Source organism: Kitasatospora sp. NPDC004289 (assembly GCF_053602875.1).
The window spans coordinates 21,850-42,533 of record NZ_JBSGEL010000064.1; the positions used below are offsets into that span (position 1 = coordinate 21,850).

Annotated in this window: 17 protein-coding genes; 7 read left to right on the top strand and 10 right to left on the bottom strand. The window is 73.3% G+C overall.

Going from position 1 to position 20,684, the window contains the following annotated elements; all coding sequences use genetic code 11:
- Nucleotides 1–68: 68 nt before the first annotated feature.
- A complete protein-coding gene (locus ACWEPF_RS31435) occupies nt 69–395 on the bottom strand; it encodes a hypothetical protein (protein ID WP_452175227.1) in 327 nt (108 codons plus the stop codon).
- A 164-nt stretch (nt 396–559) separates the two neighbouring features.
- Between ACWEPF_RS31435 and ACWEPF_RS31440 the strand changes: the two genes are divergently transcribed.
- From ACWEPF_RS31440 to ACWEPF_RS31450, 3 genes are all read left to right on the top strand, one after another.
- Nucleotides 560–1,420: a PhzF family phenazine biosynthesis protein gene (locus ACWEPF_RS31440; RefSeq protein ID WP_452175228.1), complete on the top strand. Its 861-nt coding sequence runs from the start codon at nt 560–562 to the stop codon at nt 1,418–1,420.
- An 89-nt stretch (nt 1,421–1,509) separates the two neighbouring features.
- Nucleotides 1,510–2,424, top strand: a complete 915-nt coding sequence (locus ACWEPF_RS31445) for an AEC family transporter (protein ID WP_452175229.1) — start codon at nt 1,510–1,512, stop codon at nt 2,422–2,424.
- Nucleotides 2,425–2,464: 40 nt separating this feature from the next.
- Entirely contained in the window at nt 2,465–3,160 is a 696-nt protein-coding gene (locus tag ACWEPF_RS31450) for a hypothetical protein (RefSeq protein WP_452175230.1), read from the top strand.
- Between the two features lie 29 nt (nt 3,161–3,189).
- Here the strand turns inward: ACWEPF_RS31450 and map are convergent, their stop codons facing one another.
- A complete protein-coding gene (gene map, locus ACWEPF_RS31455) occupies nt 3,190–3,957 on the bottom strand; it encodes a type I methionyl aminopeptidase (protein ID WP_452175231.1) in 768 nt (255 codons plus the stop codon).
- Nucleotides 3,958–4,028: 71 nt separating this feature from the next.
- Between map and ACWEPF_RS31460 the strand changes: the two genes are divergently transcribed.
- Nucleotides 4,029–4,301, top strand: coding sequence for a helix-turn-helix domain-containing protein (locus ACWEPF_RS31460; protein WP_452175232.1), 273 nt, complete (start codon nt 4,029–4,031; stop codon nt 4,299–4,301).
- Between the two features lie 3 nt (nt 4,302–4,304).
- On the opposite strand, the gene ACWEPF_RS31465 is transcribed toward ACWEPF_RS31460, so the two are convergent.
- The gene (locus ACWEPF_RS31465; protein ID WP_452175233.1) at nt 4,305–5,894 is read right to left on the bottom strand and encodes a helix-turn-helix domain-containing protein; all 1,590 of its coding nucleotides are present in this window, start codon (nt 5,892–5,894) and stop codon (nt 4,305–4,307) included.
- A gap of 331 nt (nt 5,895–6,225) precedes the next feature.
- On the opposite strand from ACWEPF_RS31465, the gene ACWEPF_RS31470 reads away from it, so the two are divergent.
- From ACWEPF_RS31470 to ACWEPF_RS31480, 3 genes are all read left to right on the top strand, one after another.
- The gene (locus ACWEPF_RS31470) at nt 6,226–9,420 is read left to right on the top strand and encodes a M28 family peptidase (protein ID WP_452175234.1); all 3,195 of its coding nucleotides are present in this window, start codon (nt 6,226–6,228) and stop codon (nt 9,418–9,420) included.
- A gap of 176 nt (nt 9,421–9,596) precedes the next feature.
- Nucleotides 9,597–10,700 carry a PLP-dependent cysteine synthase family protein gene (locus tag ACWEPF_RS31475; RefSeq protein WP_452175235.1) on the top strand — a complete coding sequence of 368 codons (1,104 nt, stop codon included), beginning with the start codon at nt 9,597–9,599 and terminating at the stop codon, nt 10,698–10,700.
- Nucleotides 10,701–10,747: 47 nt separating this feature from the next.
- Complete coding sequence (locus ACWEPF_RS31480; RefSeq protein WP_452175236.1) at nt 10,748–11,746, top strand: GNAT family N-acetyltransferase; 999 nt, start codon at nt 10,748–10,750, stop codon at nt 11,744–11,746.
- Nucleotides 11,747–11,814: 68 nt separating this feature from the next.
- Here the strand turns inward: ACWEPF_RS31480 and ACWEPF_RS31485 are convergent, their stop codons facing one another.
- The 7 genes from ACWEPF_RS31485 to ACWEPF_RS31515 form a co-directional block, all read right to left on the bottom strand.
- Nucleotides 11,815–12,612 (bottom strand): DeoR/GlpR family DNA-binding transcription regulator, encoded by a 798-nt coding sequence (locus ACWEPF_RS31485; RefSeq protein WP_452175237.1) that lies wholly within the window; start codon nt 12,610–12,612, stop codon nt 11,815–11,817.
- Nucleotides 12,613–12,649: 37 nt separating this feature from the next.
- Nucleotides 12,650–15,058: a right-handed parallel beta-helix repeat-containing protein gene (locus ACWEPF_RS31490; RefSeq protein WP_452175238.1), complete on the bottom strand. Its 2,409-nt coding sequence runs from the start codon at nt 15,056–15,058 to the stop codon at nt 12,650–12,652.
- A gap of 140 nt (nt 15,059–15,198) precedes the next feature.
- On the bottom strand, nt 15,199–16,050 hold the full coding sequence (locus ACWEPF_RS31495) for an MOSC domain-containing protein (protein WP_452175239.1): 852 nt from the start codon (nt 16,048–16,050) through the stop codon (nt 15,199–15,201).
- A gap of 306 nt (nt 16,051–16,356) precedes the next feature.
- Complete coding sequence (locus ACWEPF_RS31500) at nt 16,357–16,983, bottom strand: DUF6643 family protein (RefSeq protein ID WP_345289526.1); 627 nt, start codon at nt 16,981–16,983, stop codon at nt 16,357–16,359.
- Between the two features lie 246 nt (nt 16,984–17,229).
- A complete protein-coding gene (gene mscL / locus ACWEPF_RS31505; RefSeq protein WP_452175240.1) occupies nt 17,230–17,673 on the bottom strand; it encodes a large conductance mechanosensitive channel protein MscL in 444 nt (147 codons plus the stop codon).
- Between the two features lie 208 nt (nt 17,674–17,881).
- Nucleotides 17,882–19,081, bottom strand: coding sequence for a DegT/DnrJ/EryC1/StrS family aminotransferase (locus tag ACWEPF_RS31510; RefSeq protein WP_345289528.1), 1,200 nt, complete (start codon nt 19,079–19,081; stop codon nt 17,882–17,884).
- Nucleotides 19,068–20,567 carry a hypothetical protein gene (locus ACWEPF_RS31515; RefSeq protein WP_345289530.1) on the bottom strand — a complete coding sequence of 500 codons (1,500 nt, stop codon included), beginning with the start codon at nt 20,565–20,567 and terminating at the stop codon, nt 19,068–19,070. Before ACWEPF_RS31515 ends, ACWEPF_RS31510 begins: the two co-directional genes overlap by 14 nt.
- Nucleotides 20,568–20,684: the final 117 nt, after the last annotated feature.

A 20,684-nucleotide genomic window follows, 5' to 3' on the forward strand; every position in this document is an offset into this window, starting at 1 on the left:
GGGCGTTCCGGTTACGCGGGGGTGACCGGCCCCGGGCGCACCCTGCCCGGGGCCGGTGGTCGGGATGACTAGGAGAAGACCACCGAGCGGAAGTGGAGGCGCTTGCCGAGCTTCTTGCCGGGCGCCATGGTGAAGTAGGTGTCCCCGTCGCAGTCGAGCTCGAGGAACACCGTGGCGGTGGAGGTGGTGAAGTTCTGCGGCGAGTAGGCGGCTTCGTCCTCGGTGGCACCGGGGGCGTTGATGCAGACGCCGCTCGTGGGGTCGGTCAGGCCGCTGGGGAGCCCTTGGTGGACCTTGTAGAGGAACTCCCCGGTGGCGCCGTGGGCCGAGGTCGGGACGGCGATCAGGAGGGTGAGGGCGCCGAGGGCGGCGACGACGGTCCGGCGGAACTGCATGGTTCTCCTCTGGCGTGCGCGGGCCGGGCCCGGGACGGGGCGCGGTGCACGAACGATTCCCCCGGGCGGGCCGGTCAGGCGTCAGATCGCCCGGGTGGCGCAACAGTTGTGATTTCCGGTCCGGGCGCGGGAACAGGGGTGCGGTGCCGGGCGTTCGGACGGGCATGACCGAAACCGCACCCGAGGTGCTCCGATACAGCGCGTTCACCACCGACCCGACCGGGGGGAACCCGGCCGGCGTGGTGCTGGACGCCACCGGGCTGGACGACGCCACCCAGCTGGGCATCGCCGCCGAGCTCGGCTACTCGGAGACCGCCTTCCTGCTCCGCGGCGAGGGCGAGCGGGAGTACCGGGTGCGGTACTTCAGCCCGCTGATGGAGGTCCCGTTCTGCGGCCACGCCACCGTGGCCACGGCGGTCGCGCTGGCCGAGCGGATCGGCCCCGGCGAGCTGCTGCTGCACACCGGCGCCGGCGAGGTGCCGGTCTCGGTGACCGAAGGGCCGGACGGGCTGGTGGCGACGCTCACCAGCGTCGAGCCGCACGTGCTGCCGGTGACGGACGAAGAGGTCGACGAGGCCCTCGCCCTGCTCGGTTGGGCCCGCGGCGACCTGGACGCGGCGCTGCCGCCGCGGATCGGCTACGCCGGGGCCCGGCACCTGGTGCTCGCGGTGACCACCCGGGAGCGGCTGGCCGCGCTGGACTACGACTTCGACGGCCTGGCCCGCTTCATGACGGAGCGTGAGCTGGTCACCCTCCAGCTGGTCTGGCGCGAGTCCAAGACCGTCTTCCACGTCCGGGACCCGTTCCCGGTCGGCGGCGTGGTCGAGGACCCGGCCACCGGCGCGGCGGCCGCCGCCTTCGGCGCGTACCTGCGGGAGGTCGGCGAGGCCGCCCCGGACGCCGAGCTGACGCTCCACCAGGGCTACGACCTCGGCCGCCCCGGTCTGCTCCGGGTCGGCCTGAGCGCGGACGACGCCCGGATCCGGGTCACGGGCGCGGCGGTCCGGATTCCGGACGCGGAGTAGCCCCTGGCGGGACCCCGCCGGTCGGGGGCGTCGGGGCGGCTGGTTGACTGCGCGCGTACCGCTCCGGCCACCCCGACCAGCGAGGTCCCGTGCTGTTCTCCGCGTTCGCCCCGATCTGGGCCCTCACCGGGGTCGGCTACCTGGTCGCCCGGCGCGGGCTGCTGGGGCCGCACGCCGAGACGGTGCTCGGACGGTTCGTGTTCCACGTCGCCATGCCGGCGGCCCTGTTCACGATGATCGCCCGCACCCCGCTGGAGCGCTTCGCCAACTCCTCGGTGCTGGCCTTCGCCGCCGGGACGGCCCTGATGATGGGACTCGGCGCGGTGCTGGCGGGGGTGGTGTTCGGCCGCGGCCGGGGCGAGCGGACGGTCGGCGGGATGGCCGCCGGGTACGTCAACTCCGCCAACCTCGGCATCCCGGTGGCGCTCCAGGTGCTCGGCGACGCGACCTTCGTCGCGCCGGTGGTGCTGCTCCAGGTGCTGGTGGTCACCCCGGTGGCGCTCACCCTGCTGGACGCCGAGGGCGGGCGGTCCGGCCGCCGGGTCCGCGACCTGCTCGCCCTCCCGCTGCGCAACCCCATCCTGCTGGCCGCCGGCCTGGGCGCCGCGGTCTCCGCCCTGCACTGGCACCTGCCCGTCGAACTGGCCCGCAGCTGCGAGCTGTTGGGCGGCGCGGGTGTCCCGACCGCCCTGGTCGCCCTCGGCCTCTCGCTGCACGGCCGCCCCCCGGCCGAGGGCCGCACCCCACCCGCCGAGCTCGGCGTGCTGGTCACCCTCAAGACCGTCCTCCAGCCACTCGCCGCCTACGCGGTGGGCCACTGGCTGCTCCACCTCCCGGCCGGCCAACTCCGCACCGTGGCCCTGTTCTCCGCCCTCCCGACCGCGCAGAACGTCTACACCTACGCCCGCGAGTACGGCGTCGGCAAGGTCCTGGCCCGCGACGCGGTCCTCTGGTCCACCCTGACCTCGATGGCCACCCTCTCGGTGGTCAGCTGGGTGCTGTGACAAGATCGCTGGATTGTCGGAGACGGTCCGGGGGGACACGATGGACACCAGGCGTGCGGTGCGTCGCGCGATGACGGGGCTCGGGGCGCTGGCACTGCTGGCGGCGAGCGGTTGCGGGTTCACGGCAGCGGAGGCGCCGGACGGGCCGGGCCTGCCGTCCGCCACCCGGCGTCCTGTCGTCTGGCCGCCCTCGCCGACCCCCTCCCCCTCGCCGACGCGCAACCGCGTGGTGCTGCGCGAGCACGCGGGGCAGGAGGACCTCTGGATCCTCGACGAGCTGGAGGACGGTGGACCCTCCGGGTGCCCGCGCCCCTCGCTGTCGAACATGGTGGTGCTCGACTCGGACGGCCATGGGTACGCGTACGCGGTGTGGCTGGCCGACGACGTGTACGTCTGCGCGGCGGCGCTGGTCCGCCGCCGGGACGGCAGGCTGGAGGAGACCTCGCTGTTCACGCCGATCCGCGAACTGGCCGCAGGGCGTCCGCACCTCTTCGCCTTCGAGGAGAACGGGGCCGCCTACCTCACGGCGTTCCTCGGGGTCGACGGCGGTGTCGCGCTCAAGGGCGACGAGAGCGGCAGGTACTGGCCGGCGCGGTCGCGGACGGTGCAGCTGGGCGGCGGACGGGTTGTCACCTTCGCCGTGGCCCGGTTCACGGGCGAGTTCTCGGGGGGCCGGCACCAGCCGTTCGCCTTCTGCCCCGTCCGGGACGCGGTCGAGTGCCGTGTCGTGCGGTAGCCGGTCGGTCAGGAGGGGCTGACGCACCCTCAGGGCAGGGTGAGGACGCGCGGGCCGTCCTCGGTGATCGCGACGGTGTGTTCGATGTGGGCGGCGCGGGTGCCGTCGGTGGTGCGCAGGGTCCAGCCGTCGGGGTCGGTGCGGTGGGTGTCGCGGCCGCCGGCCATCAGCATGGGCTCGATCGCGAGGACCAGGCCGTGGCGCAGCGGGAGGCCCCGGCCGGGGCGGCCGCGGTTGGGGAGGTGGGGGTCCTCGTGCATCCGGCGGCCGATGCCGTGGCCGCCGAAGTCGGTGGGCATGCCGTAGCCGCCCTCGCGGGCGACGGTGCCGATGGCGTGCGAGACGTCGCCGAGGCGGTGGCCGACGGTGGCGGCGGCGATGCCGGCCTCCAGAGCGCGGCGGGTGGTCTCGATCAGGGCGAGGTCGGCGGGGCGCGGGGTGCCGACGGTGAAGCTGACGGCGGCGTCGCCGTTCCAGCCGTCGAGTTCGGCGCCGCAGTCGATGGAGACCAGGTCGCCGTCGCGCAGCCGGTAGGCGGTCGGGATGCCGTGCACCAGGGCGTCGTTGACGGAGGCGCAGATCACGGCGGGGAAGGGGGTGGGGGCGAAGGCCGGGCGGTAGCCGAGGAAGGGGGAGCGGGCCCCGGCCGCGTCGAGCACGGTGCGGGCCGCCTCGTCGAGTTCCAGCAGGCTGACGCCGGGCGCGGCGGCGGCCTGGACGGCGGCCAGCGCGTTGGCCACCACCCGTCCGGCCTCGCGCATCAGCTCCAGTGCGGCATCGGTCTTGATCTCGACCATGTGGACGTACCTCTCCCCGGGACGGTGGGTCGACTGGACCCAATACTTATACCGGTATTAGTATCACGGTCATGGTGAGAGTCCCCCTCAGCCCGCAGGAGCGGGCCCGCGGCGAGCGCTTCGGATCCCTGCTCCGGGAGGCCCGCGGTGAGCGCAGCATGGTCGAGGTCGCGGCGGCGGCCGGAGTGTCGGCGGAGACGCTGCGCAAGATCGAGACCGGCCGGGCGCCGACCCCGGCGTTCTTCACGGTGGCGGCGTTGGCGCACGCGCTGGGCGTCTCGCTGGACGTGCTCGCGGAGGCGTGCGCGGAGCCGGCCGGGCAGGGCGAGGCCCTGACGGCCTGAGGGTCAGCCCGCCAGGTCGGCCAGGCGGCGGGCGGTGTCGGCCAGTTCGGGCCGGTCGGCGATCCGGTCGCGCAGGCCGCGCAGCTCGTGGCCGACCAGGGCGGGCAGGCTCGGGCGCTCCGGGCCGGCCGCCTCCAGGGCCGGGGCGAGCAGCGAGACGGCGGTCTGCGGGTCGTGCGCGCAGTAGTGGCAGTCGGCGATCCGGACGGTGAACAGCAGCCGGGTGGACGGGAGTTGGGCGGCGCCCAGCAGGTCCAGGGCGTGCTGGGCGGCGTCCACCGCGCGCAGCGCGAGCAGCGGGTCCTGGACGGCGGCGGCCACGTCGCGCAGGGCGGCCGCCGCGCCGGACTCCACCCGCAGTTGCATGGAGGCGATCGAGAGCCAGGGCGCGTCCGTCTCGTCGTGGGCGCCGATGTGGTCCAGGTGCAGCCGGGCCCGGCCTATGTGCCGGACGGTGGCCCGGACGTCCCCGGCCAGGGCGTACGCGCGGGCCTGCCCGACCTGGCCCATCGCGGCGGCCCAGTGCCGCCCGGGCGCGGCCCGGGTGATCTCCCGGGCGTAGCCCAGGGCGGTGGCGGCGTCGCCGTCGAGGCGGGCCAGGGTGCTCATGTCGCTCAGCGCGGCGACCTGGGTGGCCGGGTCGTCGGCGAGTTCGGACCAGGTGAGTGCCCGGTCGAAGCAGGCCATCGCGGTGGCGTAGCGGCCGTGCTGCATCCGCATCGCGCCGGCGGCGTGGGCGTACTCGGCGGCCAGGCGGACGAGTGGGCGGCGGCGACCGGCGGGGGTGACGGCCAGGCGGTCCAGCACGGCGCGCAGGGTGCGTTCGACGGCGGCGGCCACCTCGGGGCGGGCGGCCCGCTCTCCGGCCTTGAGGTGGGCGGCGAGCAGGCCGGCCAGGGCGTGGGCGGTGTCCGGGTCGAGGCCGGTGCGGCCTGCCGGGTCGGCGCAGAACTCGGCGTGCAGGGCGGAGAGTTGGGGCTCGGTCGGGACGGTGCAGCCGGCGGCGCCGTGCAGCGGGCAGAGCAGGCCGTAGTCGGGGAGGCGGGCGGGGGCGGGGCCGGTGGGGAAGGTGGCGGCCAGGAGCGGGTGCGGGTGATCACCTGCAACTGGCCCTCCGAGCCCGGCGAGTGGGCTGTGGCCTTCCGCTGCGCGCAGTTCCTCGCGCCCCTGGGTGCTGCCACCGGCCTCGCGTCGTCGGGTGCCGCTGCGGAGCAGGGCCGGGGCGCCGAGGGCCTCGCGGGGGAGGGGCGGGCGGACCAGAGCCGGGGGCAGGCCGGGGCCGGGCTGTTCGCTGCACTCGGCCCTGCCGAAGGCCTCGGTCAACTCGCCGCCGGTGTGCAGGAGTTCGTCGAACTGCTGGGCCAGTCGGGCATTCGCCCGGCGGGTGCCGTGCTCCAGGCGGCTGATCGCGGTGTGGTCGTAGCCGATCGCGGTGGCCAGCTGGGCCTGGGTCAGCCCGGCCTGGCGGCGCCAGTGCCGCAGGCGGGCGCCGAAGGCCTGCCAGGCGCCGGCCGCGGAGACCGGGGGCGGGCTGTCGGCGGGGAGGGCTGACGCTGCGTCAAGGGGCCTTGCTGCGGCGCGGCTGCGGTGCACTGGCAGTTCTCCCCCCGGGTCCGTGCGCGTATCGAGGACGGTACTCCTCCGCAGCCCGCCGCGTACATCGGATGGTCTCAACCTCTTCACGAACGTGGTCTCGACCTCTGCCTTCCTCCGGTGGTCGAGACCTCTGGGCGGAACCCGCAGCTTGACAGAGTTTGCCAACCGCACCGAGGGCGGTCCGCAACCGTTGACCGCGTTCTGACGACGTGTGAGTGTTCCGGCACCCGAGCACGGACGTCCCCATGGCCATGCCCCAACATGGCCTCCCCGGCGCGCCTTTGGCACGCCGTCCGTGGTCGAGGACCCCCACGTTCGAGGAGCCTCGATGAAACGAAAGTTGCTGACGGCGGGCACCACCCTGACCGTCCTGGCCGGGATGCTCGCCGCCACCGCGGCCGGGCAGGCCGGAGCCGCCCCACAGCCGGTGCCGTCGGGAGCGCAGTCCGCGCAGTCCGCACTCGTCGCACTGAACACCGCCGTCGCCGCCGCGGACCAGGCCGCCACGGCCGGTCTCGACGCCCTGGCCAAGGGCCCGGACGAGACGTACCAGCGCTCCTCGGTGACCCCGTGGATCAACGGTCTGTACTCCGTCGCCTACCAGCGCACCTACAAGGGCCTGCCGGTGGTCGGCGGCGACGCCGTCGTGCTGGCCGACGCCCAGGGCCGGGTGCACGGCAGCCAGAACGCCAAGTCCGGTGCGATCGGCGTCTCGACCAAGGCCGAGGTCACCGCAGCCGCCGCCGAGGCCACCTCCCGCGCCAAGCTGGCCTCCGTCTCCGGCGTCGAGGCCGGCCGTCTGGTGGTCAAGGTCAAGGACGGCGTCTCCACGCTGGCCTGGGAGACGGTGGTCAACGGCCGCACCCAGACCGCCCCGAGCCGCCTGCACGTCTTCGTCGACGCCCGTACGGGCGCGGTCATCGACTCCTACGACGACGTCAAGGCCGGTACCGCGAACAGCAAGTGGAACGGCCCCTCGCCGACCATCACCACCACCGCCTCGGGCAGCACCTACTCGCTGCGCGACCCCAGCCGCCCCGGCCTGAGCTGTGCCGACTACTCCACCGGCCAGGTCTTCTCCAAGTCCAGCGACACCTGGGGCAACGGCAGCTCCACCAGCAAGGAGACCGGCTGCGCCGACGTGTTCTTCGCGGCGCAGAAGGAATGGGACATGCTCCGCGACTGGCTCGGTCGCAACGGGCACAACGGCAACGGCGGCAGCTGGCCGGTCAAGGTCGGCCTCAACGACGTCAACGCCTACTGGGACGGCTCCTCGGTCTCGATCGGCCACAACAACGCCAATGAGTGGATCGCCTCGATCGACGTGGTGGGCCACGAGTTCGGCCACGGCCTCGACCAGTTCACCCCCGGCGGCGCGGCCAGCAACGAGGCCGGCCTGGGTGAGGCGACCGGCGACATCATGGGCGCGCTCACCGAGGCGTACGCCAACCAGAGCGCCCCGTACGACGCCCCCGACTACCTGGTCGGCGAGATGATCAACCTGGTCGGCTCCGGGCCGATCCGGAACATGTACAACCCCTCGCAGGTGAGCAACAACCCCAACTGCTACTCCTCCTCCATCCCCAACACCGAGGAGCACGCGGCGGCGGGCCCGCTGAACCACTGGTTCTACCTGCTGGCCGAGGGCAGCGCCCCGGGCGGCGGCAAGCCCAACAGCCCCACCTGCAACAGCAGTTCGGTGACCGGCATCGGCATCCAGAACGCCGGCAAGGTCTTCTACGGCGGCATGCTGCTCAAGACCAGCAGCATGACCTACAAGAAGTACCGCGTGGCGACCCTGTCCGCCGCGAAGACGCTGGACCCGACCTGCAACTTCTACAACCGGGCCAAGGCCGCCTGGGACGCCGTCAGCGTCCCGGCCCAGACCGGTGAGGTCACCTGCACCTCCCAGCCGGGCAGCGACTTCTCGGTGACGCTGAACCCGACCAGCGGCTCGGTGGACAAGGGTTCCTCGGTGACCGCCACGGTGGGCACCCAGACCACCTCCGGCAGCGCCCAGACGGTCAACCTGACCGCCTCCGCCCCGGCCGGCGTCTCGGTCTCCTTCAGCCCGTCCTCCGTGCAGTCGGGTTCGTCCTCGACCATGACCGTCACCGCCTCCAGCTCGGCGGTCAGCGGCACCGTCACGGTGACCGGCACCGGCACCGCGACCCACACCGCGCAGTACCAGCTGACGGTCAACGGCGGCGGCAACCCGGACCCGCAGATCCCCAACATCAGCGTGGCCAACGTGCAGGCGCACCTGACCCAGCTGAACACCATCGCCTCCCAGAACGGCGGCAACCGCCGTGCGGGCAGCGCCGGTTACACCGCCTCGGTGGCGTACGTGAAGGCCAAGCTGCAGGCGGCGGGCTACACCGTCTCCGAGCAGACCTGCACCTCCTGCACCTACACCTCCAACAACCTGATCGCCGACTGGCCGGGCGGCCCCGCCGACCAGGTCACCATGCTCGGCGCGCACCTGGACTCGGTCGCGGCCGGCCCCGGCATCAACGACAACGGCTCCGGCTCGGCCACCCTGCTGGAGAACGCGCTGGCGCTCGCCCAGGCCAACCCGCAGAACCTCACCCGGCACGTGCGCTTCGCCTGGTGGGCCGGTGAGGAGCAGGGCCTGCAGGGCTCCAACCACTACGTCGGACAGCTGAGCTCGTCGGCCCGCGCCGCGATCAAGGGCTACTACAACTTCGACATGGTGGGCTCCACCAACGGCGGCTACTTCATCAACAACATCAACTCGGCCACCTCGGCCCCGATGAAGGCCTACTGGGACTCGCTGAACCTCCAGCCGGAGGAGAACGTCGAGGGCCAGGGCCGCTCGGACGACTACTCCTTCCAGCAGGCCGGCATCCCGACCTCGGGCTACGCGGCCGGCGCCAGCGCCACCAAGACCTCGGCGCAGGCCACCAAGTGGGGCGGCACCGCGGGTCGGGCGTACGACTCCTGCTACCACTCCTCCTGCGACACCACCGCCAACATCAGCGCCACCGTGCTGGACCGCTCGGCGGACGGCGTCGCCTACACCATCTGGAAGACCTCGGTCGGCGGCACCACCAACCCGGACCCGACCCTGAACGTCACCCTCAGCCCGGCCAGTGGCACCGCCACCGCGGGCAACTCGGTGACCTCGACGGTCTCGGTCAGCGGCAACCCGGCCCAGACGGTGAGCCTCTCCGCCTCGGGCGCCCCGGCCGGCACCACGGTCTCGTTCAGCCCCTCCTCGGTGCAGACCGGCTCCTCCTCGACCATGACGGTCGCGGTCGGCTCCTCCACCACCCCGGGCACCTACAGCATCACGGTGACCGCGGCCGGCTCGGTCAGCCGCACCGCCACCTACAGCCTGACGGTCAGTGGGACCTCCTCCGGCACCTGGGCGGCGGGCGCCACCTACGCCGCCGGTGACGTGGTGACCTACAACGGCGTCAGCTACCGCTGCATCCAGGGCCACACGGCCCAGGTCGGCTGGGAGCCGCCGAACGTCCCCGCCCTGTGGGGCCGCATCTGATCCAACCGAAGACAGGCTGTGCCGCGATCCGTCGAGGGGGACGGGTCGCGGCACAGCCGCGTCCGCACGCGGGTGCGAGAAGCGGAAGCTGGACCCACCCATAAGATTACTTATCGTAGTCATCCACTACACTCGGTGGCAGGCAAGGGAGTTGTCACACCGAGGAGCGCAGCGCGATGGCCATCGAGACCCTGGACGTGGACCGCACCGACCCGGAGTACCGGGCCTGGCTGAAGGAGGCCGTCCGCAAGGTGCAGGCCGACGCCAACCGCTCGGCCGACACCCACCTGCTGCGCTTCCCGCTCCCGTTGGACTGGGGGATCGACCTCTACCTGAAGGACGAGTCCACCCACCCGACCGGCAGCCTCAAGCACCGCCTCGCCCGCTCGCTCTTCCTCTACGCGCTCTGCAACGGCTGGATCCGCCCCGGCCGTCCGGTGATCGAGGCCTCCAGCGGCTCCACCGCCGTCTCCGAGGCGTACTTCGCCGGGCTGATCGGGGTGCCGTTCATCGCGGTGATGGCCAAGAGCACCAGCCAGGCCAAGATCGACCTGATCGAGTTCCAGGGCGGCGAGTGCCACCTGGTGGACAGCGCCTGCGAGGTCTACGAGGCGGCCGCCGAGCTGGCCGAGCGGACCGGCGGCCACTACATGGACCAGTTCACCTACGCCGAGCGGGCCACCGACTGGCGCGGCAACAACAACATCGCCGAGTCGATCTTCGCCCAGCTCCGGCTGGAGCCCCACCCCGAGCCGGCCTGGATCGTCGCCACGGCCGGCACCGGCGGCACCTCCGCCACCCTGGCCCGCTACGTCCACTACACCCAGGCCGACACCCGCATCTGCGTGGCCGACCCGGAGAACTCCTGCTTCTTCCAGGGCTGGGTCGACCACGACCCCGGGGCCACCTGCGACACCGGCTCCCGGATCGAGGGCATCGGCCGCCCCCGGATGGAGCCCAGCTTCGTGCCCGGCGCCGTCGACCGGATGATGAAGGTCCCCGACGCCGCCTCGATCGCCGCGATCCGGGTGCTGGAGCGGGTGCTCGGCAAGAAGGCGGGCGCCTCCACCGGCACCGGGCTGTGGAGCGCCCTGCGGATCGTCGCCGAGATGCGCGCCGCCGGGCAGCACGGCAGCGTCGTCACCCTGATCTGCGACCCCGGCGACCGCTACCTCGACAAGTACTACTCCGACGACTGGCTGTACGGCCAGGGCATCGACATCGCCCCGCACCAGGAGCAGCTGGAGCTCTTCCTCAAGGACGAGGGCCCGCTCGGCTGAGCGAAAACCGGTGGTGGGCGGACGGACTCCGCTGGTAGGCAGGCGGTATGAACGACCTTCGGACCGAACGCCTCCTCCTGCACGCCTTCACCCCGGAGTCCGCCGCCCGGGTGGAGGCGGGCGAGCCCGGCGACGGCGACCACTGGACGGACGGCTACCCCGGCCCCGGTGAGCAGCGCGCCACCCGCAACTTCCTGAACCGCTGTCAGGACGGCACCACCCCGCACCCCTTCGGCAACTACGAGATCCGCCGCCGCGAGGACGGCGCCGCCCTCGGCGGCATCGGCTTCCACGGCGACCCGGACGCCGCCGGCTCGGTGATGATCGGCTACGGCCTGGCCGAGTCCGCCCGGGGCCTGGGCTACGCCACCGAGGCCGTCCGGGCGATCGTCGAACACTGCCGCGCCCAAGGGGTGGTCACCCTGCGGGCCGACACCGACCCGGACAACCACGCCTCGCAGAACGTGCTGCGCAAGGCCGGCTTCGAGCTCGTCCGGGAGGACGAGGACGGGCCGCAGTTCGAGATCGCACTGGCCGACGGCGCCAAGATCGTGACCTACCTGGAGCTGGCCTCGCTCGACGCGCTGCGGCCGGGCGCCGAGGTGGCGGGGCTCGCGGTGCGGGAGGTCGACGGCGCCTCGGCCGAGAACCGGGAGGCCCGGGAGCGGATCGGCGGCCCGTACGGCTGGAGCAGTGCGCGGCGCACCGAGGAGCAGTGGCGGCGGTCGCTGGCGGAGCGGCCGGGCCGGCGGTTCTGGACGATCACTAGGGACGGCGAGGCGGTGGGCACCGTGGAGACCGAACCCCACCCGGACGGCTCGGTCGAGATCGGCGCCTTCGGCCTGCTCCCGGAGCACGTCGGTCAGGGGCTCGGCGCCGCCGCCCTGACGCTCGCGCTGCGCACCGCCTGGGCCACCCGGGAGAACACCACCCGGGTCGTCCTGGACACCTGCACCAAGGACCACCCGAACGCCCTGCGGAACTACCTGGCCCGGGGCATGACGGTCTACAAGACGGAGACGGGCAACAAGGGCGCCTCCGCCTGACGGCGCCTCGGGCCACGTCGGGGAGCGGGACCGGAGGACGCGCGGGGGAGCCGCCCGCAGGGCGGGGCTCAGGCGAGCAGCAGCTCGCGGATCGACTCCCGGGCCACCGTCGCCTCGGCGGACGGCAGTGCGGCGTCGGTGACCCAGGTGTCCACGGCCGTCAGGGGGGCGATCGCAGAGAGGCCGACCACGCCCCACTTGGTGTGGTCGGCGACCACGACGGTGCGGCGGGCGGAGGCGATCAGGGCGCGGTTGGTCTCGGCCTCGGCCAGGTTGGGGGTGGTCAGGCCGGCCTCCGCGTCCAGGCCGTGGGCGCCCAGGAAGAGCAGGTCGAAGCGGAGCTCGCGGACGGCCCGGTCGGCCACCGGGCCGACCAGGGCGTCGGACGGGGTGCGGACCCCGCCGGTGAGCACCACCGTGGTGCCCGCCCCGGTGCCGGCCCGCCGGGCCCGCTCGAAGACCTCGGAGACCGGCACCGAGTTGGTGACCACCGTCAGGTGCTCCACCTCCACCAGCTGCTGGGCCAGCGCATAGGTGGTGGTGCCGCCGGAGAGCGCGACCGCGCTGCCCGGGGTGACCAGGGCGGCCGCGGCCCGGGCGATCTGCTCCTTGGCGGAGGGCTCCAGCACCGACTTGGCCTCGAAGCCGGGCTCGTGCGCCAGGGCCGCGCCGGCCGCCACCGCCCCGCCGTGCACCTTCTCCACCGCCCCGGCCCGGGCCAGCGCGTCGAGGTCCCGACGGATCGTCATGTCGGAGACGCCCAGGCGCTGCGTCAGCTCGTTGACCCGGACGCCGCCGCGCCGCCGCACCTCGTCGAGGATCAGCGCGCGGCGCTGCTCGGCCAGCAGGTTGCTGGTGTCGGCCATCTGTCAGCCCTCCGGGTCGGTCCTTGGCGACATCCTGTCAGATCGTCACACCCGGCAGGTCCTCGGGGACGAGCAGCTGGAGCTCCTCCGTGGTCGGGTCGGCCAGCTGGGCGACCCGCATCGCGTGCCGCTCCACCATGGTCTCGAACACCTGCCGCGCCGTCCGGCCGTTGCCGAATCCCGGCCCCCGCTCCAGCCGGGAGAAGTGGTCCAGCAGGGCCCGTTCGGCGGCCTCGGTCAGCGCGTACTCGTGCTCCACCGACTGCGCCCGGGCGATCTCCAGCAGCTCCCCGGCCGAGTAGTCGGGGAAGGTGACGGTGCGGGAGAAGCGGGAGGAGACGCCGGGGTTGGCGGAGAGGAAGCGCTCCATCTCGGTGGTGTAGCCGGCCACGATCACCACCACCTCGTCCCGGTGGTCCTCCATCAGCTTGACCAGGGTGTCGATCGCCTCGCGCCCGAAGTCCCGGGCACCGTCCTCGGGGGCCAGCGCGTAGGCCTCGTCGATGAAGAGCACCCCGCCCCGGGCCCGGTCGAAGGCCGCCTGGGTGCGGATCGCGGTGGAGCCGATGTGCTCGCCGACCAGGTCCACCCGGGCCACCTCCACCAGGTGGCCCTGCTGGAGCACCCCGAGCGCGGCCAGGATCTCCCCGTACAGCCGGGCCACCGTGGTCTTGCCGGTGCCGGGGGAGCCGGTGAAGACCAGGTGCCGCCGCAGCGAGGGTGCCTTCAGCCCGGCCTGCTGGCGGCGGCGGCCGACCGAGATCAGGTCGATCAGGGTGCGCACCTCCTGCTTCACGGTGGCCAGGCCGATCAGCGCGTCCAGTTCGGCGAGCGCCTCGTCGGCCGGCCGGCAGTCCGGGATCGGCGCGATCGAGGCCGTCACCGGGGCGGCGGCGGTGGTGAGTTGGACCGTCCGCGGGGCCGGGACGGCCGGTGCGGCGGGCGCGAGGGGCTGGGCCGCCGGGCTGTTCGGCGGGGCCACGTCGTCCGAGACGCAGTTCTCCGTCACCGGCCCCGGCTCGGAGAACTCGAACCCGGCCCGCGCGTTCTGCTCCGCCCGGCAGCGGGTCAGCACCGTGCGGCAGCCGTCGATCACGTGGAAGCCGAAGCCCTGTCCCTGGGAGACCCGGCAGTCGGTGAAGCTGCCCCGGCCCTGTGCCGAGACGTAGACGGCCGCCTCGGCGCTGCCCCGCACCGTGCACTCGTACAGCTCCGGATCGGCGCCGGTGGTGACGATCACCCCCGTCCCGACCTCGGAGACCTCACAGCCCGTCAGCCGCCCGCCGCTGCCGTGGTCGCGGAACCAGAGCCCGGTCGCCGCCTGCTGCACCCGGCAGTCCGCCAGCTGGACGGTGGCGCCGCCGCTGACCGAGACGGCCGAGCTGCGCACCGCGCTGAACGAGCAGTCCTTGGCCGTCACCAGCGAGTCCCGGTCGAGCACCGAGAGCGCGCCGGGCACGTCGTGCACCGAGCAGTCGGTGAGGGTGGCCCGGGCGCCGTCGCTGACCCAGACCGCAGGGTAGTCGCCGGTGCTGGAGTGCAGCTCGCAGGAGAGCGCGCTGACCTCGGTGCCCGGGTCCCAGACCGCCAGCGCGCCGCGGCCGAACTCCCGGACGGTGGCGTGCTCCAGGGTCAGCCTGGCCCGGCCGCGCAGGTCGGCGCCGTTCTCGGCCAGCTCGTACAGGCGGCAGCCGGTCAGGGTCAGCTCGGCGCCGCTGTCCAGGGTCAGCCCGTTGTCCGAGACCCGGTGCACGGTGCAGTCGGAGAGCCGGCCGACGGCCTGCTTCTCCGCCAGCACGCCGCTGCCCTTGATCTCGTAGACCTCACAGCCCGTCAGCTCGACGCTGCTCCCCACCCCGGTGATCAGCACCCCGGCCCCTCCGGCGTGGTGCACCCGGCAGTTCTCCAGCCGGGCGGTGGATCCGTCCAGCACCGCGAGCCCGACCTGGGCCGAGCCGGCCAGCTCGGTGGACTCGGCCACCAGCGCGGCCCCGGCGCGCAGCCGCACGCCCAGCCCGGCCGGGTTGAGCACGGTGCAGCCGCGCAGGGTCAGCGCGGCCCCGTCGGTCAGCTCCACCCCGGAGTCCGCCGTGGCCTCCACCCGGCAGCCGGTCAACTCGGCCGCCACGCCCGGTCCGTGGACCAGCACGGCCGGGGCCGCGCGCTCCGAGCCCTCGATCACCAGGCCCTGCACCACCGCGTCGGCGGCCAGGGTGAGCGGCACCCCGGCGGGCGGGTCGAGCCGGACGGTGCCGGGCCCGTCCGCCGGGCGCAGGGTGACGGCCTTGTCCAGCACGACGTTCTCCCGGAACGTCCCGGCCCGGACGGTCAGCGTGTCACCCGGCTCGGCGGCCGCCACCGCCTCGGCCAGCGTCTGGTACTCGCCGGCCCGGCGCCGCCAGCGCGAGGCGCTGTCCTGGGTGACCCGGACCCTGTGCTCAGCCATGACGATCCGCCATCCCCACCTCTGTCAACGGGCTGTCTGTATCGGAGCTTGCCGTGCTTGCCGCACCGGGAGACGCCGGACCGCCACGACCGGTACAACGACCGGGCGCGGCACGGGTTCCGCCCGCTGCGCGCGGGTGGTCAGCGACGCTCCAGGACGGTGAACCGGTCGCCCAGGTGCAGGGTGCCGATCAGGCCGGTGAAGCCCTCCGGCCGCTCCGGGATCAGGTTCTGGCCGAAGACCAGCTTCTGGCCCAGCTGGTGGTGGCGGCCCAGCGCCCGCAGCGGCTCGGGGCCCCGGCGCTCGCCGGTCTCCTGGTCGGTGGTGGTCACCACGCAGCGGCCGCAGGGCTTGGCCACCCGGAAGGTCACCTCGCCGACCCGCACCCGCAGCCAGTCGTCCTCGGCCCAGGGCTCGTCCACGTCCACCACCAGGTTGGGGCGGAAGCGCTCCATCGGCATCGGGGCCGCCTTGCGCTCGTCCTCCGGGTGGTCCTCGGCGATCCGGGCGTTCAGCTCCGCCAGCGAGCCGGTGGTGGTGAGCAGCAGCGGGAAGCCGTCGGCCATCGTCACGGTGTCGCCCGGGCCCGCGTGCTCCGGCTTCACCGGGCGGGCCAGCGGGTCGTCCAGGTGCACCAGGCGCACGCCGGGGAAGTACCCGGCGAACCAGGCGTTGGCCTCCTCGGCGGCCAGCGCGGTGGTGAAGAAGGTGCCGAACACCTCGGCCTTGACGGAGGGCTCGCCCGCGGGGGCGGCGATCTCGATCCGCTCGCCGTCCGGCGCGGTCACGGTCAGCGAGCCGTCGGGGGAGGGCAGGGCGCGGAACTGACCGAGCGTCGGCTCGTCCCGCTGGGTCACGGCCTTGCCGCCCTCGTCCACCAGCATCCACCGACGGTCCCCGGTCAGGCCCCAGGGCTCGACCTGGGCGCTCTCCGGGCTGAGCCGGTACGTGGACTTGATCGGATAGATGTGCAGACCCGTCAGCTGAGGCATGCGCCCATCCTGCCAGAGCTCGGCGGCGCCCTTGGGCGCGGGAGCGCCCCGCAGGGGCGCGGGGAACTGCGCGCTGGGGAACGGCAACACGTGCAACTGGCTCGCATGCCCCGATCTCACGCCGCTCCGCCTTCCGGACTCGCGCAGTTCCTCGCGCCCCTGCGGGGCGCTTCCGCGGGTGGCGCTCCGCGCATACGCCGAGGGGCCGCCTGGACCGGTGTGGTCCGGGCGGCCCCTCGGGACGACCGTCGTGCCCTGCTCGGTCCCGATCCCCCCGGATCGTGGACGCAGGTGGAGCGGTACGGCTCAGTAGGCGTTCCCCTGGTAGCCGGACTGCGGGTACTGGGGCTGCTGCGCCACCGGGCGGACCGGGGCGGCCGGGCGGAACTGGTTGCCGCCGAAGCTCTGGTCCGGGAAGCCCTGCGGGACCGAGGCGGCCCCGGCGAAGCCCTGCGGTGCTCCGGCGTACGCCCCCTGATTGGCCATCTGGGGAGCCGTCGCGTAGCCCTGCGGCTGGTACTGCTGGAAGGCCGGGCTGGGACCGCCGGCCGGGCGCTGCTGCGGCAGCTGTCCGGTCTGGCCGTAACCCGGCACCTGGGGCTGCGGAGAGGTGTAGACCGCAGGGGTCGGCTGGGCCGGGATGTACTGGGTGGCCGGGCCGCTGCTGCTCGGGCCGGGGCCCAGGGCCAGCCGGGCCGGGGGCAGCGCGGGGAGGTTGCCGCCCGGGCTGTCGAAGCCCGTACTCCCGTACGTGGAGCCGTAGTTGGTTCCGTAGCCGTAGCTCGACGAGGCCGGCGGCAGGGCGGCCGGCACATTGATGGGGGCGATCTGCGGGACACCGCGCTCTGCGACCAGGCTGTCGTAGATGGGCGTGCCGGAGCTGAAGGACGGAGAGGGGTAGCCGACTCCGTCGTAGGAGCGGGGCGAGGTCATGGGGCATACCGTAAGCCCACAATGTGCCTGCTGAGGAGAGTGAGAGGCGTAGGAGTTCCAGTGTTTACGTACTCTTCTCCGGAACAACTCGCTCGAAAGTGTGATGATCGGACATTTCGACGCCGCTTTCCGGCCACCTCCGGGAGCTGACGGAGCGTCGAACGAGGGGCGAACACTCCGTGGCCGACCGACAGCACGCGCCCCCCGGTGAACCGGGGGGCGCGTGTCTGGTGGCGTGAGCCCCCGTCAGCGGGTGGAGAGTGCCTGGATCGGGAAGCCGGGGCGGCCGGCCAGCTCGGAGGTGCAGTGCGCGCAGCGCACCGCGGCGGCCGGGATGGAGCTCAGGCAGTCCGGGCAGTCGGCCTTGGGCACCGGCACGTCCTTGACCGGCTCGAAGCGCTGCTGGAGCTTGCCGACCGGGACCACCACGGCGAAGTAGATCACCGCGCTGACCAGGACGAAGCCGATCAGCGCGTTCAGGAAGCCGCCGTAGGGGAAGCTGGTGCCGCCGACCTCGAAGGTGCGCTTGCTGTAGTCGCCGACCGCGCCGGTGGCGACGCCGATCAGCGGGGTGAGGAAGGCGGTGACGAAGCCGGTGACCACGGCGGTGAAGGCCGCGCCGATCACGATGCCGACCGCGAGGTCCACCACGTTTCCGCGCAGCAGGAAGCTGCGGAATCCCTTGAACACCGGGAACTCCAAATCGTTGAAGGGGGAGAGGGGGCGCACGCGCCGTGCACGGCGGGCCCGATTGGCCATTGTGACCCTTCAACCCCCGTGTGGTCCAAGCCAGTTCACCTGATCCGCGTAACCGGGGCACCGGTGTGCGAGGCCCGAAAACACACCCGCCCGGGGCCGTGGCGGCCCCGGGCGGGTGGACGGGCGGGCTGACCGGAGGTCAGATCCCGGCGGCGCGCAGGCGCTCCGCATACGGCTGGATCCGGGCCACCGCCTCGGCGGTGCGGCGCACGGTGGCGGCGTCCATGTGGGTCCAGAGCGGGACGGTCAGCACCGAGTCGGCCAGCCGGTCGGTGACCGGCAGCGCGTCCGCCTGCCCGAGGTGGGCGTAGGACTGCTGGCGCTGCACCGGCGGGTGGAAGTAGCGCCGGGTGTCGATGCCCTCGGCCTTGAGCGCGGCGGCCAGCTGCAGGGCGGTCAGACCGAAGGCCTCGGCGTCCAGGATCATGGTGAGGTCCTTGAACGTGGAGACGTCGCCCTCCTCCGGCAGCGCCAGCCGCAGGCCCGGCAGGCCGGCCGTGGCCCGGGCGAACTCGGCCACCAGCGCGCCCCGGTGGGCCACCCGCTCGGGCAGTCCGGCGACCCAGGTCAGGCCGACGGCCGCGTGCAGCTCGCTCATCCGGGCGTTCAGACCGGGGAAGAGCGTGTTGTAGTCACCGGGGTTGCCGTAGTCCCGGCCGGTGCGCAGGGTCTTGGCCAGCGCCGCGTCCCGGGTGGCCACCAGGCCGCCCTCACCCGCGACCGCGACCTTGGTCGGGCTCATCGAGAACACCTCGGCCAGGCCGAAGTTGCCCACCGGGACGCCCTTGCGCTTGGAGCCGAAGCCGTGCGCGGCGTCGTAGACCACCGGCAGCCCGGCCGCGTCGGCGATCCGCTGGATCTCCTCGGTCTGGCAGGGGGTGCCGTAGACGTGGGTGGCCATCAGGGCGGCCGGGTCGTCCGCCGCCTTCAGCCGGGCCTCGGCGTCCGCCGGGTCCAGGGTGATGTCCTGCTCGCGGGCCTCGGCGAACAGCGGGGTGCCGCCCGCCCAGTGCGCGGCGTGCGCGGTGGCCGAGAAGGTGAAGCCCGGCATCAGCACCGGACGGCCGCCGCCCACCCCGGCGGCCTGGAGCACCAGCATCAGGCCGGCCGTGCAGTTGGAGACCGCCACCACGTGCGGCACCTCCAGGAGTTCGGCGGCCCGCTCCTCCAGCTCGGCCACGGTGCGGCCGTTGGTCAGCATGCCGCTGTCCAGCACCGTGCCGAGCCGGGCCAGCAGGCCCTCGCGGTCCGGCACCTGGACGCGGGTCAGCGGCAGGCCGTCGGGGAAGGCGGGAGTGCCGCCGAGGAAGGCGGGCGCTGCGGTGTCAGTGGTGGTCATGGTCGGTTCGATCCCCCCAGGGTCGAGGTGGTGGCGCGGCTTCGGAACGGGCCGGGGCGGCGACGGGCACGGTGCCCCACTGGCCGGGCTGCACCCGCCAGACCGGAGCCCGGGCCCGGCGGCGCGGCGCCGCCCGGTCGGTCTCCGGCAGCGGGACGGCGAGCAGCACCAGCACCAGCGGGAGCACCTGGACCCGTTCGCGGGAGAGGATGCCCAGGTTGTTGATGGTGGAGAAGGCCCAGCAGAACAGCAGGGTGTAGACCAGCGCGTACGCGATGTACGAGCGTTTCAGGAACAGCCGGGGGAGCTGGCGCATCCGCGGCCAGCCGCGGATGAACATCACCAGCAGCGCGAAGCACTCCACCGACTGGAACAGGCTCTGGATGTTGGAGGCCTCGAACGGGAACGGGCGGAACAGCACGCTCACCACGGCCATCGGCAGACCGGCCGGATTGAGGCTGAAGGCCGGTGCGGCGTCCTCCGGAGCCGGCGCGTTGATCATCGAGTTGCCCTGCGAGGTGCGTCTCGAGGTCTCCGAGAGCACCTGGTTGACGGCGTCGCCGCCGCCCTGCCCGGAGGTCCCGAAGAAGGTGTTCACCTGTTGCAGCATCAGCATCACCATGGCGCCCAGCACCGCCACGGTGACCACCATCCGCAGCGGGCCCAGCGCGCTGACCTCCTTGGGCCGCTTGCGCAGCACGTACGCCACGGTGAGCCCGGCGCCGGCCAGCACGGTGACGTGCGGACGGACCATCGCGGTGCCCAGCGAGCCCAGCCCGATGAAGACGAAGGCGCCGAACTGACGGCTCAGCAGCTTGGCCACCCCGTAGGTGGTCAGGCCCAGGCAGAACATCATCCAGGCGTCCTTGCCGATGCTGGACGGCCAGAACAGCAGCGAGGGCAGGAAGAAGACCAGCTTGGCGTAGCGCCGGGTGTCCGCCTCCGGGAAGGCGATCTGCAGCGCCCGCCAGAACAGCAGCAGCCCCCAGAAGCCCAGCCAGGAGAAGACCAGGAAGCCGCCGACCAGGGACGGGCCGGTGATCGCGTACACCACGCCGGTGACGATGATGATGAAACCGGTGCCGGCCACCTTCATGCCCAGGTCGTAGTGGATGCCGGCCGAGAAGTCCGCGGTGTCCAGGAAGTAGGCGAGCTCGCTGCCCTTCTGGTGGTACATCTTGGCGTCCGCCGCGCCGCCGTAGAGCACGAAGGCCATCAGGTAGCGGGGGAACGCGCAGAGCAGCTTGAGGGCCATGGCCAGCATCAGCAGCCGGAACACCCTGGGCTGCGGGTTGTTCGCGGCCACCCGGGCCAGGATCGGGGTCCCTATCGCCATCAGGGCGGGCAGCACCAGCAGCGCCCCCCAGGTGTCGTAGCTGGTGTGCACCATGGTGAACACGAAGACCGTGACGTAGGTGCAGACCAGCCCGCCGGCCACCAGGGTCGACCAGGGCACGACGGGCGACCGCAGCGCCTGCCGGAGCATCAGAAGACCTCCAGGTCACCGAGCGGCCAGCCACGGCTCGTCGAACCGGTGCTCGGCGGCCCGGTCGACCCCCGCCCGGGCCAGCGCCAGCTGCTTGGTGTCAGGCACGGTGCTCAA